General features: G+C 72.4%; 16 protein-coding genes. All 16 read right to left on the bottom strand.

Going from position 1 to position 15,978, the window contains the following annotated elements; all coding sequences use genetic code 11:
- Window positions 1-23: 23 nt before the first annotated feature.
- Window positions 24-1,148 (bottom strand): flagellar type III secretion system protein FlhB, encoded by a 1,125-nt coding sequence (locus EV292_RS06480; protein ID WP_132908395.1) that lies wholly within the window; start codon window positions 1,146-1,148, stop codon window positions 24-26.
- The gene (fliR, locus tag EV292_RS06475; protein ID WP_132908394.1) at window positions 1,148-1,930 is read right to left on the bottom strand and encodes a flagellar biosynthetic protein FliR; all 783 of its coding nucleotides are present in this window, start codon (window positions 1,928-1,930) and stop codon (window positions 1,148-1,150) included. The genes EV292_RS06480 and fliR overlap by 1 nt, the downstream gene beginning before the upstream one ends.
- A gap of 263 nt (window positions 1,931-2,193) precedes the next feature.
- Window positions 2,194-2,475, bottom strand: coding sequence for a flagellar biosynthesis protein FliQ (fliQ, locus tag EV292_RS06470; protein ID WP_132908393.1), 282 nt, complete (start codon window positions 2,473-2,475; stop codon window positions 2,194-2,196).
- Window positions 2,476-2,557: 82 nt separating this feature from the next.
- Window positions 2,558-3,469, bottom strand: a complete 912-nt coding sequence (gene fliP / locus EV292_RS06465) for a flagellar type III secretion system pore protein FliP (protein ID WP_132908392.1) — start codon at window positions 3,467-3,469, stop codon at window positions 2,558-2,560.
- A gap of 374 nt (window positions 3,470-3,843) precedes the next feature.
- Complete coding sequence (locus EV292_RS06460; RefSeq protein ID WP_132908391.1) at window positions 3,844-4,170, bottom strand: flagellar biosynthetic protein FliO; 327 nt, start codon at window positions 4,168-4,170, stop codon at window positions 3,844-3,846.
- Between the two features lie 14 nt (window positions 4,171-4,184).
- Complete coding sequence (gene fliN / locus EV292_RS06455; RefSeq protein ID WP_132908390.1) at window positions 4,185-4,475, bottom strand: flagellar motor switch protein FliN; 291 nt, start codon at window positions 4,473-4,475, stop codon at window positions 4,185-4,187.
- Window positions 4,472-5,440: a flagellar motor switch protein FliM gene (locus EV292_RS06450; protein ID WP_132908389.1), complete on the bottom strand. Its 969-nt coding sequence runs from the start codon at window positions 5,438-5,440 to the stop codon at window positions 4,472-4,474. Before EV292_RS06450 ends, fliN begins: the two co-directional genes overlap by 4 nt.
- 6 nt (window positions 5,441-5,446) lie before the next feature.
- Window positions 5,447-6,115, bottom strand: a complete 669-nt coding sequence (locus tag EV292_RS06445) for a flagellar basal body-associated FliL family protein (RefSeq protein WP_132908388.1) — start codon at window positions 6,113-6,115, stop codon at window positions 5,447-5,449.
- 17 nt (window positions 6,116-6,132) lie between these two features.
- Window positions 6,133-8,622, bottom strand: a complete 2,490-nt coding sequence (locus EV292_RS22530) for a flagellar hook-length control protein FliK (protein ID WP_165927037.1) — start codon at window positions 8,620-8,622, stop codon at window positions 6,133-6,135.
- A 381-nt stretch (window positions 8,623-9,003) separates the two neighbouring features.
- Window positions 9,004-9,414, bottom strand: coding sequence for a hypothetical protein (locus EV292_RS06420; RefSeq protein WP_132908383.1), 411 nt, complete (start codon window positions 9,412-9,414; stop codon window positions 9,004-9,006).
- Window positions 9,407-10,738 (bottom strand): FliI/YscN family ATPase, encoded by a 1,332-nt coding sequence (locus EV292_RS06415; protein ID WP_132908382.1) that lies wholly within the window; start codon window positions 10,736-10,738, stop codon window positions 9,407-9,409. The genes EV292_RS06420 and EV292_RS06415 overlap by 8 nt, the downstream gene beginning before the upstream one ends.
- A complete protein-coding gene (locus tag EV292_RS06410) occupies window positions 10,732-11,478 on the bottom strand; it encodes a flagellar biosynthesis protein FliH (protein ID WP_132908381.1) in 747 nt (248 codons plus the stop codon). The genes EV292_RS06415 and EV292_RS06410 overlap by 7 nt, the downstream gene beginning before the upstream one ends.
- On the bottom strand, window positions 11,471-12,496 hold the full coding sequence (fliG, locus tag EV292_RS06405) for a flagellar motor switch protein FliG (protein WP_279432404.1): 1,026 nt from the start codon (window positions 12,494-12,496) through the stop codon (window positions 11,471-11,473). Before fliG ends, EV292_RS06410 begins: the two co-directional genes overlap by 8 nt.
- A complete protein-coding gene (fliF, locus tag EV292_RS06400; RefSeq protein WP_132908380.1) occupies window positions 12,493-14,235 on the bottom strand; it encodes a flagellar basal-body MS-ring/collar protein FliF in 1,743 nt (580 codons plus the stop codon). The genes fliG and fliF overlap by 4 nt, the downstream gene beginning before the upstream one ends.
- 1 nt (window position 14,236) lies before the next feature.
- The gene (gene fliE / locus EV292_RS06395; protein ID WP_132908379.1) at window positions 14,237-14,593 is read right to left on the bottom strand and encodes a flagellar hook-basal body complex protein FliE; all 357 of its coding nucleotides are present in this window, start codon (window positions 14,591-14,593) and stop codon (window positions 14,237-14,239) included.
- On the bottom strand, window positions 14,590-15,861 hold the full coding sequence (locus EV292_RS06390) for a sigma 54-interacting transcriptional regulator (protein WP_132908378.1): 1,272 nt from the start codon (window positions 15,859-15,861) through the stop codon (window positions 14,590-14,592). Before EV292_RS06390 ends, fliE begins: the two co-directional genes overlap by 4 nt.
- Window positions 15,862-15,978: the final 117 nt, after the last annotated feature.

Raw genomic sequence — 15,978 nt, 5'->3', positions numbered from 1 at the left:
AAACGACCGCGGCCGGCGGAGCTTTACCCCTGTTTCTTGCCGTTCTCGTCGAACCGCGCGGTGAGCGGCACGTCGACCGGCGGCAGGCGTCCGCCGGCGCGCTCGTTGAGGCCGAAGACGAAGGCGAGCACGGTGGCGATCGCGACATAGAGGTCGTCGCGCACCTCCTGCCCCTCGCGGCTGGTGTAATAGACCGCGCGGGCGAGCGCCGGATATTCGAGCACCGGCAGGCTCATCTCGGCGGCGGCCTCGCGGATCGCCAGCGCGGTGGCGTTGCGCCCCTTGGCCACCACCACCGGCACCTGGTCGCGCCCGCGGTCGTAGCGCAGCGCCACCGCGAAGTGCGTCGGGTTGGTCAGCACCACATGCGCCTCGGTCAGCGCCTGGCGCATGCCGCCCGAGAGCATCGCGCGCTGCTTGGCGCGCAGATGCCCCTTCATCTCGGGGTTGCCCTCGCTCTCCTTGTGCTCGTCGCGCACCTCCTGCTTGGTCATGCGCAGCTTGCGCAGCAGCTGGAGGATCTGCGTCGGCACGTCGACCAGCGCGATCGCGACCAGCCCCATCGCCATGACGAGCAGCACGTTCGTCATCGTCGCGCCCAGCCCGGCGAGCGCCACGGGCAGGTTGGAGGCGGCGAGGCCGAAGCTGAAGTGCGCGGTCTTCCACAGCATCCAGGCGCCGATGGTGCCGAGCAGGATCACCTTGAGCAGCGACTTGCCGAGCTCGATCCAGCCCGACATGCCGACGATGCGCTTCAGCCCAGAGGCCGGGTTGATGCGCGACGCCTTGGGCGCCATCAGCGATCCGTTCCAGCCGAAGCTGCCGAGCCCCGCCTGGCTCACCACCGCGGCGACCATGCTGATCGCGAACAGCGAGCCGAGCGGCACCGCCAGCTTCCACCCGGCCTCGACCAGCGGGCGCCACGGCGCGAAATCCTCGACGTCGGCGCGCCCGAAGGTGAAGCTGGACGCCATCACCGCGCGGCAGGCGGCAAGCAGGCCGGGGCCGAAGAACAGCAGCCAGGTCACGCCCGCCAGCACCACCAGCGCGGTGGCGAGGTCGCGGCTCTTGAGGATGTCGCCCTTCTCGCGTGCGTCCTTGCGACGCTTGTCGGTCGGGGCTTCTGTCTTGTCGCCACCCTCCGACATCAGCGCGCCCCCGCGAGCACGAGGCTCTGCGCCGCGGCGAGGCCCTCGCGGATGATCACCTGCATGTAATCACCCATCGCCGGCAGCGCGATCGCGAGGCTCACCACGCCGACCGCGAGGCTGACCGGCAGGCCGACCGCGAACAGGTTGAGCGACGGCGCCGAGCGCGACACCATCCCCATGACGAGGTTGAGGCACAGCAGCAGGAAGCCGACCGGCAGCGCCAGCAGCAGCCCGGCGAGGAAGGCGTAGCCGCCGAACAGCGCGATGTCGCGCAGCTGGCCGGCGGCGAGCCAGGAGGCGCCGGGCGGCAGCGCGCGGTAGCTGCGCACCACCAGGTCGACCAGCACCAGGTGCCCGTCGAGCGAGAGGAAGAGGAGCGTCAGCAGGATCGACAGGAACTGGCCGATCGCGGGGCTGGAGCGGCCCGAATTGGGGTCGATCATGTTGGCGAAGCCGATCCCCATCGAGCCGCCGATGATCTCGCCCGCCACCAAAGGCGCGGCGAAGGCGACCTGGAGCACGAAGCCGAGCGCCAGCCCCACCAAAGCCTCGGCCGCGACCGCGACGAAGGTGGCGAGCGCGAACACGGTCTGCGGCACCTGCACCGGCGTGGTGCCGAGCACCAGCACCGCGATCGCGCCCGAGAGCGCGACGCGGACGGTGAGCGGCACCGAGACGTTGCTGAACACGGGCGCCGCGACGAACGCCGCGCCGACGCGGATCATGACGAAGATCATCGCCCACAGCTGGGGCTCGATCGCGAGGCCGAAGCCGAGCATCTAGCGCGCGGCCTCGACCTGCCGTGTTCCTGCGCACGCAGGAACCCAAGTCCGCGAGCGGTGCGCTGTGCGGCCCTGGGCTCCTGCGTCCGCAGGAGCACGGCGCCTGCGGCGGAGCGCGCGCGCCCCACGCACGCCGTTCCCCGGCGAAGGCCGGGGCCCAGTCGGGTGGAGCGGCGTGGCTGACACGCGACGTCCCCCACCTGGGCCCCGGCCTTCGCCGGGGAACAGGAAGAGGGAAGGGGAGCGCATCGCCGGTTCCTTCACCGCACCAGATCGGGGATGCGCGCGAAGATCTCGGTGGTGAAGTCGCTCAGCAGCCCCAGGATCATCGCGCCGAACACCATGATCGACACCGCCACCACCACCAGCTTGGGGACGAAGCTCAGCGTCTGCTCGTTGATCGAGGTGGCGGCCTGGACCATGCCGAGGATCAGCCCCGACAGCAGCGCCGGGATCAGCAGCGGCGCGGCGACGAGCGCGAGCACCCACATCGTCTGGTTGGCGACGGTCAGGAAATAATCGGCGTCGACGAGCGGGTGCATGCGGGCTCTCTATGGCGTCACCCCGACGGCGGGGTGTGGGACAGGTACGCTATGGCGGAACTTGGTTAACGCACCTCTACCGCTAGGTGGCGAAACTGTTGGCGAGGCTGCCCATCGTCAGCGCCCAGCCGTCGACCAGGACGAACAGCAGCAGCTTGAACGGCAGCGAGATGATCGTCGGGCTCAGCATCGCCATGCCCAGCGCCATCAGCACGGTGGCCACGACCAGGTCGATCACGATGAAGGGCAGGAAGACGAGGAAGCCGATCTGGAAGGCGGTCTTCAGCTCGGAGGTCACGTACGCCGGGAGCAGCACCGAATAGGGGATGTCGCGCGGGCTGGCATAGGGGCCGGACTTGGCCATCTCGGCGAACATGGTGACGTCCTTCACGCGCGTCTGCTTCTCCATGAAGGCGTGGAGCGGCGCGCCGGCGGCCTGGATCAGCTGCGTGCCGCCGATGCGCCCCTGCGAATAGGGCTGGATCGCGGTCGTGTTGATCTGGTTGATCGCGGGCGCCATCACGAAGAAGCTGAGGAACAGCGAGAGGCCGATCAGCACCTGGTTGGGCGGGGTCTGCTGCAGCCCCATCGCCTGGCGCAGGATCGACAGCACGATGATGATGCGGGTGAAGCTCGTCATCATCAGCACGATCCCGGGCAGGATCGTGAGCAGCCCCATGATGATGAGCACCTGCAGCGACAGCGACAGCGAGCCGTTGCCGGGCGTGCTCGAGGCGTCGCCGCGCGAGAGCTGGCCGAGCGCGCGGTCGACCGCGTCGCCGACGCCCGGCGCGGGCGCCGCGGGCGCGCCCGGGGGCGGCGCGGCGGGTCCCGTCTGGGCGAGCGCGGGGAAGGCGACGCACAGCATTACCGCGATGGCGGCGAGCGCGAGCAACACGCGCCAGGCGTGCTGGCGCTTGGCCGCGCGCGCGCGGATCAGCGCCGCGGTGCCGCCGATGCGCGTGACGGTGTAATTCTGTTGCATCAGTGGCATCCGCGTCCTCCCCCCCAGCGTCATCCTGAACTCGTTTCAGGATCCACGTCGCCGATTATGCCGCGGCTTCGATCCCTGCGGCACGGTGGATCCTGAAACGAGTTCAGGATGACGGAAGGAGAGGGCGCGCATAAGATCCTCCCCGCTTGGCGGGGAGGGGGACCGCCGCGCGTCAGCGCGGTGGTGGAGGGGGCTCGCCACGAAGCACAGCGTCTGCGGAAGCCCCCCTCCACCACTCGCTGCGCGAGCGCGCGGGCTTTGGCGTGCTGCCAGCACGCCAAGATCGTGTCCGGGGGACACGATCTCGCCCGCACGCCCCTTCCCCGTGCCGGGGAGGATTTGCTCGGATCCGCCTGCCACGCTCGCGCCCCCGCTCACCGGCGGAACTCCCGCGCCAGCGCGCGCGCCGCCTCGACCGGGTCGGCCGGCGCGGCGGCGGCCTCGCCGGTCGCCGGCGTCTTGTCGACCAACGTCACGCCGCCGCGCCCGACCGAGACGAGCAACCGGCTGCCCTCGAAGTCGATCACCGCGAGTCGCAGCCCCGGCGAGATCATCATCGTCTCGCGCACCGCGATCATCCGGGTCGCGGTCTTGCCCGGCAGCCGCGTCTCGAGCCGCCGCCACAGATACAGGCACCCGATCATCAAGCCGCAGACCAGCGGCAGCAGCACCACCAGCTTGAGGATATAGGTCCACATCATACGCGCGTCGCCCTTCAGCCCCGCTTCTCGGGCGCGACCAGCTCGGTCATCTTCACCCCGAAGCGGTCGCCCACCGTGACGACTTCGCCGCGTCCGATCAACGTGCCGTTAACCAGAACATCCAGCAATTCGCCCGCCTGGCGGTCCAGCTCGATCACGCTGGCCTCGCCGAGCGCGAGCAATTCGCGCAGCGACAAGGTGGTGGAGCCGATCTCCACCGTCAGCTTGACGTCGACGTCCTGAAGCATGCGCAGGTTGGCGGCGACCGCCGCGTCGATCGTGAAGCCGCTCGTCATGTCGTTCATAGCAGGGGTCCTTCGAGCTTGGAGATGCGGATCGCGGCGCGTCCGTTGGAGGTGCCGACCGTGCCCATGCCGAGCGCGACGCCGCCGATCACGATCGGCACGTCGGGGCCGAAGCTGATCGGGATGACGTCGCCTTCCTTGAGATCCATCAGCTTGGCGAGCGAGATGGTCGGCTCGGCCAGCACCGAGCGCACCGGCAGCCGCACGCCCATCGCGGCGCGGGTGAGCTGGGTGCGCCACTCGGCGTCGACCTCGGCGGGCTTGGCCACCACCTTGCCGGTGAGCGCGACGGTGTGCGGCTTGAGCGTGGCGACGGGATAGAGCACGTCGACGAACAGTGGCTTGGCGCTGCCGCGCGCGAGGCCGAAGCGGGTGGAGATCACCACGTCGTCGCCCTCGATCCCCTGGATCAGGTTGGAGCCCAGCTCGCAGCGCTCGGCGCCGAAGCGCGCGCGCGCCAGCGGCTCCCACGCGGCCTGCAGCGTGCGCGCCATCGCGGCGGCGACTCGCTGCGCCAGCACGTCGGCGGCGGGGGTGAACTCGAGCGCGAGCATCGGCGAGACGTCGCCGGTGCCGCCGAAGAACAGGTCGAGCAGCTCGGCGACGAACTGCGAGTCGAGCACCACCAGCACGGGGCGCCCGTCCATCGTCAGCGGCAGATAGGCGGTCAGCTTGTCGCCGCGTGCGGCGCGATAGTCGGCGAGACGCAGCACCTCGAGCGGCTCGGCCCAGGTGCGCGTCTCGCTGCGCCAATAGCCCTCGAACACCTGGCGCACCCCGCGCGCGGCGCGCGCCGAGAGATGTTGCAGCGTGTGGAGGTCGCCGAAGGGATGCAGCTTGCCCGCCGCCCCCGACCCGGCGCCGAGGTTGGTCACGCCGACGGGAGAGTCGGTGCGCCCACGCCCGCGCCGCTCGGTGGCGTCGGGCTCCAGGCCGAAGTCGGAGAGGTCGGGCTCGTTAACCATGCCAGGTCACTGAACCACGAAGTTGGTAAAGTAGACGTTAGCGATGCCGCCGAATCCCTCTTTTTCGCGCAGAGTCTGATTGATCGATGCGACCAGCCGCTTCTGGAGCTGCTGCTTGCCCGCGCTGGTGAAGACCTGGTCCTCGGTGGTGTCGCCCAGCGTCATGAGAATCGCCGAGCGAATCGCGATGTCGTTGGTCTTCAGGTTGTTGATGACCTTGTCGTCATAGGGCGTCGACACCGCGATGCCGACCTGGACGAAATGCACCGAGTCCTGGAGGTTGGAGGTGAACTCCTTGTCCATCGCGTAGTAGTTGGAGGCATAGGGCTCGCCGCCGGCGCCCTCGGGGGTGGGGGCGCCATGGTCCTCGCTCTTGGCCTCGCCGTCCTCGGCGCTCTCGCCGCCGCCGTGGTCGCCCTCGCCGCCCTCGCCGCCTTCACCGTGCTCGCCGCCCGCGCCGGAACGCTTCTGCTCGCTCTTGGGGACGAGATGGGGCTTGTTGGGGTCTTGCTTGAGCGCGGGGTGCGCGCTGCCGCCGCCCATCAGGCCCGAGTTGGCAGCATAGAGGCCAGCGCCGACGCCGCCGCCCAACAGGACGACAACGCCGACGGCGCCGACCAGGATCATCTTCATCTTGCCCTTCTTCTTGGGCGCGGCGGCTTCGGTGTCACTCATCGGTCAAATCCTCGATCTCAGGCGATACGGTCGTCGGTGGAGGCCGCGTCATCGACGCGGCGCGCGGAAACGGGGGCACGCGGCGGCGCGGCGCGCTGCTGCTGCGCCTGCGGCTGCGATTGCTGGCGGTCGGGTTGCTGGCCGGCGGTGCTGCCGTGCGACGGCGTGGACGCCGACTGGCCCGCGGACGACGCGCCCGGTTGCGACGGGCTGGACGACGATCCGCCAGCGGTCGAGCCGGTCGCCGTGTTCCCGCCGGTCTGCTGGAGCTTGATGCCACGCTGCTCGGCCATCTCCTGCAGCCGCGGCTGCGCCTCGGCGAGCAGCGCGCGGGTCTGCGCCTGCTCGGCGACGAGCTGGACCTGGACGGTATCGCCGTCGCGCTTGAGCGACACGTCGATCGCACCGAGCGCGTCGGGGACGACGCGGATCCGCATGTCATGGGCATCGGCCATGTCGCGCAGCATCTCGATCCGCTGGATCATCGCCTCGGGCCAGCGCTGGTGCGTCATGTCGAGCGGCGACTGGCTGGCGGCCTGCGGCGCGGCGACGGCGGCGGCGGTGATCGCACCGGTCGCAGGCTGCGCGAGCGTGGGGCCGGCGGGCGACTCGGCCGCCGCGCGATCCTCCGCGGTGATCGCGCGATGGATCGCGTCCGCGAAGGTGCGCGCGGCGCTCGCGATCGCGGGCTGCGCGGGGAGGGCAGGCGCCGCCGCCGTCGGGGCGCTCCGCGCCGCCGCGCCGTCACGCCCAGGTGCCGCGACGGCGCCGCCAGGGTCGCGTGCGATCGTGTCCACGGCTGCCGCCATATCGGGCGTCGCGGTGGTGACGGGCGCGGCCGTCGTCACCGGCACGTCGAGCGGTGCCGGCGCCGCGGTCGCGAGGGGTACGTCGACCCGCGCGGGCGCGGACGCCGCGATCACCGGCGATACCGGTGCAGCGTTCGTCGGCGCGGCGAGCGTGGTCGGCGCCGCGGGGGCCTGCGCGGCGGCCGTGGATACGACGGTCGGCGCCGGCGCGATGCGGTCGGTGAATCGGACGGTGGCGTTCTGAGGTGCAGCGTCCACGGCCGATACGCCGCCCGCGATCGCGCGCGCATGGACCGGCTGTGCAGCCGCGCGGTGATCGGGCGCCTTGGCGACGGGGAGCACGGCCGAATCGGTTATGGCCGACCCCGCTTTCGGCGGGGTCGACGCGACCGGCGCGTCAGCCGCCCGAGCCGCGACGATCGGCCGCGCTGCCGCAGCCAGGGTCGACGTCGCGCCGACCGGCACCACGATCGCGTCGGCCGCGGGCGGGGCAGCGACGGCGGCGGACGCTGCCGGTGGCGTGGGAACGGGCTGGCCAGCGCCAGCCAAGCTCGCCGTGAGCCGGTCGCGCGCCACGGCCGTCTCTGCTCGAGCGGCGCGAGCTGGCGACGTCGGGACCGCGACATCGACGGTCTCGCCGTCACGCGCGGGCGACGAGCGTCCGCGCGACGGCGTGGGGAGTGCCTCGGGCGCGGGCAACGTCACCCCAACGGCGGCCGCGGGCGCGTCTGACGAGGGAGTCGGGACGGTCACGGCCGGTTCGGGCCGCGCCCCGGGCGCCGACGCGCGGCTGCGAGCGGGTCGGGTCGCCGGGCTTGGGCTGGCGCCCTCGACGCGTCCGATCGCGGCCGCTGCCTGCTGCTCTTCGCGCGATGTCGCAGGCGTCGGTGTGGTGGAAGCCGTCGGCGGGACAACCGCGGGCGCGCCCGTGACATCGACGGGCGGCGCGATGTCCGTCTGCTCGGCCTTGGCGCTGGGTGCCGCCTTCTCGCCGGCCGTGGCGGACAGCGGCGACGCGACGGCGACACTCGGCTTGCCCGCGTGCGAACGCTGCGGCGCCGTCGCGGCGGCCACGTCCGGCACCTTCTCCTGTGGCGTCGCGGCACGTGGAGCTGTCGGGAGAGGCGATGGCGCGCTCGCCGCCGGGCTCGGGCGCACGAGTGGGTCCACGCTGGAGACCGGGCTCGCCGCGGCGCCGGCCACGAGGGCGAGCGACTCCTCGTCCTCCTTGCCCTCGCTGGCGGACTCATCGAGCGGTATCGATCGCGCCGGCCGCTCGCCGCGACCGATCGGCAGCGTCCGCACGGGCTCCGGCGCCGCGTTGCGCGAGGCCAAGGCGGTGACCGGGGCGTGGGCGTCGACGTCGGCAGGATCGGGCAGGGTGATCGCGGGGGGAGCGGGGGGCACCTCGATCCCGGTCGCGTCGGCGAGCCAGGCCAGCGCCGCAGCGCCGGCCGGATCGGCGCCGGCGTCCGGCAAAGCGGTGCCGGCGGCGGCAAGCTCCTGCCGTGCGGCCATGGGCGCGAGCGCGCCCGGCGCGGTATCGGGTGCGGGGACGACGAGGTCGAGGAAGGCGCCGTCGACCGCGGCGCGCTTGGTGCGCCCGCCCGAGCCCGCGGGCGAGTCGCCCACCGACACGCCAGGCGTCGCCAGCGCGCCCGGGGCGGTGGTCAGCAGCAGGCTCGCGATCGTGGTCAAGACAGGCTCCGGGCGCTGGTGAAGGATGTGCGTGTGAGGCTCCGCAAGAAGCGTGCCGTTTCGGCTGTGCGGCGGTCGGGGTTTGCCTCGGCGGTGCAGCACGGCCGGGGGCGGGCTCGGAAAGGGCGGCGTTGGGAGACGCGCCGAGCGCGCTGGCGCGCATCGGCCGGCGCTCCGTTCGATCGCGAAAGCCGCTTCGGGCGAGGCGATCGAAGCGTCCGCTAGCTTGTGATCCACCCGGTTTGAACCAGCGGAGTGCTCCTGCGGACGCAGGAGCCCAGAGCCACGAGCGTCACGCCTGCCGCGCTGGGCTCCTGCTTCCGCAGGAGCACGGCACGCCTCGTTCGCCCTTCGGCGCTTGCCCGCGCCGCCACAGGGGGGTCAGCGCCGCGGCAGCGGCGCGGGCGCGTCCTCCAGCGCCTTCATCTCGGCGCGCACGTCCTCGGCGCGCTGGCGGTCGATCAGTTTCTCCACCGCATTCTGGTCGCGCCTGGCCGATCGGGTGGCCTCGCCGCTGCGCTCGGCGTGCTGCTCGGCCATGCGCACGCGGTTCACCGCCGCCTCGGCCGAGCGCTGCAGCCGCTCGCGGAAATGCGCCGCGGCGGCGAGGTTGACCGCGCCCGTCGCCGCGGTCGGCACCGGCGCCACCGCGTCGACCAGCTGGCCGATGCGGTGCGCCAGCTGAGTCTCGCTCGTCAGCTGCGCCCGCGCGCGCGCCTCGTCCGCGCGCGCCAGCCCGAGCTGGAGCGTGCGCACGCGGTGCAGCCGCTTGAGCCGCGCCGCGTCAGCCATCGCCGAACACGCCGACCAGCTCGGCCGCGGCGTCGGCCAGCGGCACCACCTGCGAGGTCTCCTGGCGGATGAACTCGGTGATCGCGGGGTGATAGGCGATGGCATTGTCGATCGCGGCGTCGCTGCCCGAGCGATAGGCGCCCATCAGCACGAGGTCGCGATTCTCCTCATAGGTGGCGAGGTGGCGGCGCAGCGCGCGCGCGGCCTGCTGGTGCTCGGCGGGCACGATGTCGTTCATCACGCGGCTGATTGACTTGGAGACGTCGATCGCGGGATAGACCGCGCGCTCCGCCATCGCGCGGCTCAGCACGATATGGCCGTCGAGGATCGAGCGCGCCGAGTCGACCACGGGGTCGTTGCCGTCGTCGCCGTCGGCCAGCACGGTGTAGATGCCGGTGATCGACCCGCCGGTGTTCACGTCCGAGCCGGCGCGCTCCAGCAGGTTGGGCAGCATCGCGATCGCCGAGGGCGGATAGCCGCGTGCCGAGGCGGGCTCGCCCAATGCCAGCCCGATCTCGCGCCCGGCGTGCGCGACGCGGGTGAGCGAGTCGATGATCAGCAGCACCTTCTTGCCCTCGGCGCGGAACGCCTCCGCGATCGCGGTGGCGCGCAGCGCGCCGCGGATGCGCAGCACCGGCGAGTGGTTGGCGGGCACCGCGACGACCACCGCGCGCTTCCGTGCCTCGCCCGCCACCTTGGTCTCGAGGAAGTCGGCGACCTCGCGCGAGCGCTCGCCGATCAGCCCGATCACGATCACGTCGGCCTGCGCGGCGCGCACCATCATGCCGAGCAGCACCGATTTGCCGACGCCCGAGCCCGCCATGATGCCGACGCGCTGGCCTTGGCCGACGGTGAGCAGCCCGTTGATCGCGCGCACGCCGACGTCGAGCGGGGCGAGCACGCGGCCGCGGTCGAGCGGCGACTGCATATGGCCCGCGAGCGGCCAGCGCCCGGCGCCGCGGATCGGGCCGAGCCCGTCGATCGGCGCGCCCGAGCCGTCGACCACGCGCCCCAGCAGCGCCGCGCCAACCTCGGCCTCGCCCGGCGCGCCGAGCGGGCGCACCGGCGCGTTGGGCAGCAGCGCGGCGGGGCCGCCGAGGTTCATCATCAAGGTGCGGCCGTTGCGGAAGCCGATCACCTCGGCCTCGACCTGCGCGGTGCCCGCGGCGCCGATGCGGCACACGGTGCCGACCGGCAGCGACAGGCCGACCGCCTCCATCAGCAGCCCGTCGTAGGACGACAGCCGCCCCGAGACCTTGGCGGCGAAGCGCGGCGCGGCCTCCGCCAGCGTGGCGAGGTAATCGTCGGCGAAACGGTTCAGCACGCCGGCACCGCCGCGCGCTCGATCGCCGCCGTCAGCTGCTCCATCCACAGCGCGGGGCCGTCCTCGACAATCGTCGAGGCCGCTTCCATGACGAAGCTGCCGCGCGCCACCGCGGCGTCGCCGACTGGAAAGATCGTGTCGGGGAGCAGCCCGGCGAGCAGCGCGACGTCCTCGGGGTTGACCCGCAGCATCGCCGACTCGCTCGCGTCGGCGAGCAGGTCGACCGCGGCCTCGACGCGCGCGGCGAGCAGCGGACCCGAGACGCCGGTCTCGCCCACCACCGCGGTGACGAGCGTCAGCACGGTGCGGCGCAGCGTCTCGGCCAACGCGGCGCGGTCGATCGCGCCGCCGGCGCGCAGCTGCGCGGCGACGCCGTCCAGCAGCGCGCGGTCGCGCGCCGCCTCGGCCTCGGCGGCATGCGTCGCCGCGGCGAAACCTTCCTCATAGCCCTCCGCGCGCGCGGCCTCGACCTGCTCGAGGCAGGGCAGCGGCTCCGCCGCGGGATCGAGCATGTCCCAGCCCGCGGTCGGGTCGCTCGCCGGATCGGCCGGCGCGAAGTGGCGCGGCTGCTCCGCGGTCGCGGCGGTCTCGGGCGGGCGGGCGCCGAAGGCCTGCTCGATCCGCGCGATCAGGTCGGCCGGGGTGAAGCCGCCGGTGGACTCGGACTGCGCGCGCGCGCGCGTGGTGGCGGCCGCGTCGGCACGTGCCGGCAGCCCGATGACGAACGTCGCCTCAGACATAATCGTCGTCACCTGCCCCCATGTTGATCGTACCGTCCTTGGCGAGGTTGCGCGCGATCTGGATGATCACCTTCTGCGCCTCGAGCACCTCGCTCAGCTTCATCGGGCCGCGCGCCTCCATGTCGTCGCGGATGCCGTCGGCGGCGCGCGCCGACATGCAGCCGAGGATGCGGTTGCGCGCCGCCTCGTCCACGCCCTTGAGCGCGCGCGTCAGCGTGTCGCCGTCGACGTTGCGGATCAGCGTGCCCAGCGACTTGTCGTCGAGCTCCAGCAGGTTGTCGAAGACGAACATCGCCTCCTCGATCTGGCGCGCGATGTCGCGGTCCATCTTGAGCAGCTTGGGCATCACGCGCTGCTCGGTCGCCTTGCGCGCGCCCTGCAGGATCTTGGCCGCCTCGCGCGCGCCGCCGAGCTGGAGCCCGCCGACCGGGCCGCCGCCGCTGCCGCCGCCGCCGCGCGACGCGATCAGCGTGCGCAGCGTCTCGACCGCCTCGGGGGTGATCGGACCGAGCTTGGCGATGCGGTGGAGGATGTCGGGCTGGACCGCCTCGGGTAGCAGTTCGAGCACCTGGCCGCCGACCGCGGGGTCGAGGTTGGCGATCAGCACCGCGGCGATCTGCGGGTGCTCCTTGTCGAGCATCGTCGCGATCTCGCTGGCGTCGAGCCAGTCGAGCAGGTCGATCTCGCACACCGCCTCGGGCGGGGTGATCTGCGCCAGCACGCTCTCGGCCTTCTCGCGGCCGAGCGCGCGCGTCATCACCGCCTCCACCTTGGGGCCGGGGTTGAAGGTGATGCCGGTGCGCTCGCGCGCGCGCCCGACGAAATCGTCGAGCACCAGCTCCACTTCCTGCTCGCTGACGTCGGCCACCGCGAACATCGCGCTGCCCAGCTTGCGGACTTCCTCGGGATCCAGCTTCTGCAGGATCGCGGCGGCCTCGTCCTCGCCGACGAGCATCATCAGCACCGCGGCGCGCTCGACGCCGGTGAAGGTGCGCGGGGCGGCGGCGACCGCGCTCACGACTTGGCCTCGGCGGTGATCATGTCACGCACCGCCAGCGCCGCGCGCGCGGGGTTGTCGCGGGTGAAGCCGCGCACCGCGCCGATCCGCTCCTCGTAGCTGCGGCTGGTCTCGATCTGGTCGAGGCTGACCGGCGGCGCCACCGCGATGCCGGCGTCGCTCATCAGCGGCTGCCCGTCGGCGCCGAGCAGCGGCTGGCCGTCCTCGCCGAGCAGCGGGGTGCCCGCGGTGGCGGCCTGCGCCGCGATCGCCGCGGGGCTGGCGTCCTCGCGCTTCTTCATCAGCGCCTTGGCGATCGGGCGCACGCCGAGCAGCAGCACCAGCAGCGCGATGATCAGCGCGGTGACGTTGCGCGCCAGCACCGGCAGCCAGGCATTGTCGTACCACTTGGGCGCGTCGTTCGCGTCGGTGGCGTCGGCGAACTTGCGGCTGATCACGGTGACATTGTCGTTGCGGGTCTGGTCGAACCCGACCGCGCTCTTCACCAGATCGTTGATCTGGTTGATCTCCATCGCGGTGCGCTTGCCCTTCTCGGGGTCGCGCAGCAGCACCGCGACCGACAGCCGCTTGATGTTGCCCGGCGCCGCGCGGGTGACCGAGACCTCCTTGTTGAGGTCATAGGCGCGCTGGAACGAGTCGCTCTGCTTGGCCGGGTCGGGCGCGGGGCCGCCGGCGACGGGCTGCGCTTGCGGCGTACCGGGCGCGCCGGTGGCGGGCTGCGGCGTCGACAGCTGCGAGGCCGGCGGCGGCGTGTTGCTCAGCGCGCCGGGGATGCCCGCGGGCGCCTGGCCGGTCGCCATGTTGCCGGTCCAGTTGCCGGTCTCGGCGCGCAGGCGGCCGTCCTTGTCATAGCTCTCGCGCGTCGCGCTGGTCTCGTCGAGGTTGACGTCGGCCTGCACCTCGGCGGTGAAATTGCCCGCGCCGACCAGCGGCGTCAGCAGCTGGATCAGCTGCTGGCGGTACTTGTCCTCGACGCGGCGCTGGAACTCGATGCGCTTGTCGTTGGCGGCGTCGGCGCCGTCGCCCGACTTGGTGAGCAGACCGCCGAGCTGGTCGACCACGGTGACCGCGTCGGGCTTCATCCCCGGCACCGAGGAGGCGACCAGGTTGACGATCGAGCGGACCTGCGCGTCGCTCAGCGAGCGCCCGCCCTGCAGCTTGAGCACCACCGAGGCCGAGGGCGCGGCATTGTCGCGCACGAACACGCTGGCCTCGGGCATGGCGAGGTGGACGCGCGCCTCGGCGACCGAGTCGATCTCCTGGATCGAGCGCGCGAGCTCGGTCTCGCGCGCCTGGCGCAGCCGCTCGCCCTCCACCGCGCGGCTGACGCCCATCGGCAGCTGGTCGAGGATGGCGTAGCCGCCCGGCGCCGCCTTGGGCAGGCCCTGGCCGGCGAGCAGCATCCGCGCCTTGCTGAAATCCTCCTCGTTGACGGTCAGCGCGTCGGACGAGGAATCGATGTGGCTGGTGATGTTGGCGGCGCTCAGCGCGCTGGTCACCGCGGCCTTGTCCGAATCGGGCAGGCCGGAGAACAGCACCTTCTGCGGCGGGGTCGACAGCGCCGACCAGGCCAGGCCGGCGGCGCCGATCAGGCCGACCATCAGCGCCATCGGGCCGGCGCGGCGCACCGCGGGCTGCGCGAACACGCCCTGGATCTGGCGCAGCGGGTTGGCGAACTTCTCCGGCACCAAGGTGATCGGCGCGGGGTTCTGCGGCGAGGGGGTGAGAGCGTTGCTCATATCAGACCGGCATGCTCATGATGTCCTTGTAGGCGGACAGGATCTTGTTGCGGACCTGCAGCGTCGCCTCGAAGCCGACCGAGGCTTCCTGGCGCGCCAGCATCACCTTGGCGATGTCGACGGTCTCGCCGCGCTCGTACTGTTCGCTCAGCGCCGAGGCCTTCTGCTGGCCGTCGTTCACCTTGGCGAGCGCGGTCTGCATCGTGTCGGCGAAGCTGGTCGCGTTGGCCGAGGCGCTCTGCGGCGCGGCGGCCGGCGCGGCGGCACCGGCGCGGCTCAGCGCGGCGTTGCGCTCGAGGATCTGCGCGCGCAGCGCCATCACGCGGTCGATGCCGCCGACGCCTCCCACCGCGCTCATGCCGAGATCGCCCGCTGCGTGCCGGACGCGAGATCGTCACCCTGCTCGCGCGCCTTGGCGAGGCGGTAGCGCAACGTCCGCTCGGAGATGCCGAGCCGCTTGGCGGTCTCGATCCGGCTGCCGCCGCACGCCGCCAGCGTCTCGCGGATCGCGGCGAACTCGGAGAGCTGGACCACCTGGCCGAGCGTGGCGTCGTCGACCGGCGCCGCCGCGGCCGCGAGCCGCGGCGCGCTCGGGCGGTCGAACACGATGTGCGCCGCCTCGATCGTGTCGCCGCCGCAGAACAGCAGCGCGCGCTGAATTACGTTCTCGAGCTCGCGGACGTTGCCGGGCCAGTCGTGCGCGACCAGCGCGGCGATCGCCTCGTCGCTCGGCCACGGCACCACCGCGCGGTTGCCGGCGTGGCGCAGGATCATCGTCGCGGCGAGCGCGGGGATGTCCTGCGCGCGCTCGGCCAGCGCCTTGGTGGTGAGCGGGAAGACCGACAGGCGGTAGTAGAGGTCGGCGCGGAAGCGGCCCGCCGCCACCTCCTCCTGGAGGTCACGGTTGGCGCAGGCGATGACGCGCACGTCGACCGGCTGCGGCATGGTCGCGCCGATCGGCACGACCTCGCGCTCCTGCAGCACGCGCAGCAGCTTGGCCTGGAGGTTGAGCGGCATCTCGGCGACCTCGTCGAGCAGCAGCGTGCCGCCGTTGGCGGCGCGGAAGAAGCCCTCGCCGCCCGAGGAGGCGCCGGTGAAGCTGCCCTTCTGATGACCGAACAGCATCGCCTCGAGCATCGTCTCGGGCAGCGCGGCGCAGTTGATCGCGATGAACGGGCCGTCGCGCCGCTCGGACTGGAGGTGGATGGTGCGCGCCAGCACTTCCTTGCCGGTGCCGGTCGGGCCGTTGATCAGCACGGTGATGTCGGCCTGGGCGACGCGCTCGGCCAGTGCCAGCAGCGCGAGCGACTCGGGGTCGGTGGCGGTTGGCAGCTCGGGGCCGCCGATCAGCGCGCGGGCGAAGGCGTTGCCGACCGCGGCGTCGTCATGGCCGTAGGCGATGCGCGCGGGCTGACCGTCGCGGAAGGGAAGTACCTCGCGCGCGCCGCTGCCGACGATCAGCGTGCGCGCCGGCGCCGGGATCGGCTCGCCGGCGGCGACGAGGTAGCTCACGCCCGCCTGCGGACGGGCGGCGGCGGGCTGGATGGCGAAGCCCTGCGCGCGCAGCGAGGACACGAGCGTCAGGTGCTCGCGCTCCACACTGACTGACGGCATGATCGAACGCATCGGAAATATCCCTCGAATCTCGAAGGCTTGAATGCGCCGCCAGTGGTTAACGCGGAGTATAATTGCCGGTGGCCGGCAGGTTTTTTCCGGGGGCGCGAGCGTCCGCGCCACGCGCGC

Origin of the sequence: Sphingomonas sp. BK235 (assembly GCF_004345855.1) — a bacterium.
Classification (GTDB): domain Bacteria; phylum Pseudomonadota; class Alphaproteobacteria; order Sphingomonadales; family Sphingomonadaceae; genus Sphingomonas.
The sequence above is the reverse complement of the archived record's forward strand: the minus strand, read 5'-3'. Positions and strand labels throughout refer to the sequence as shown.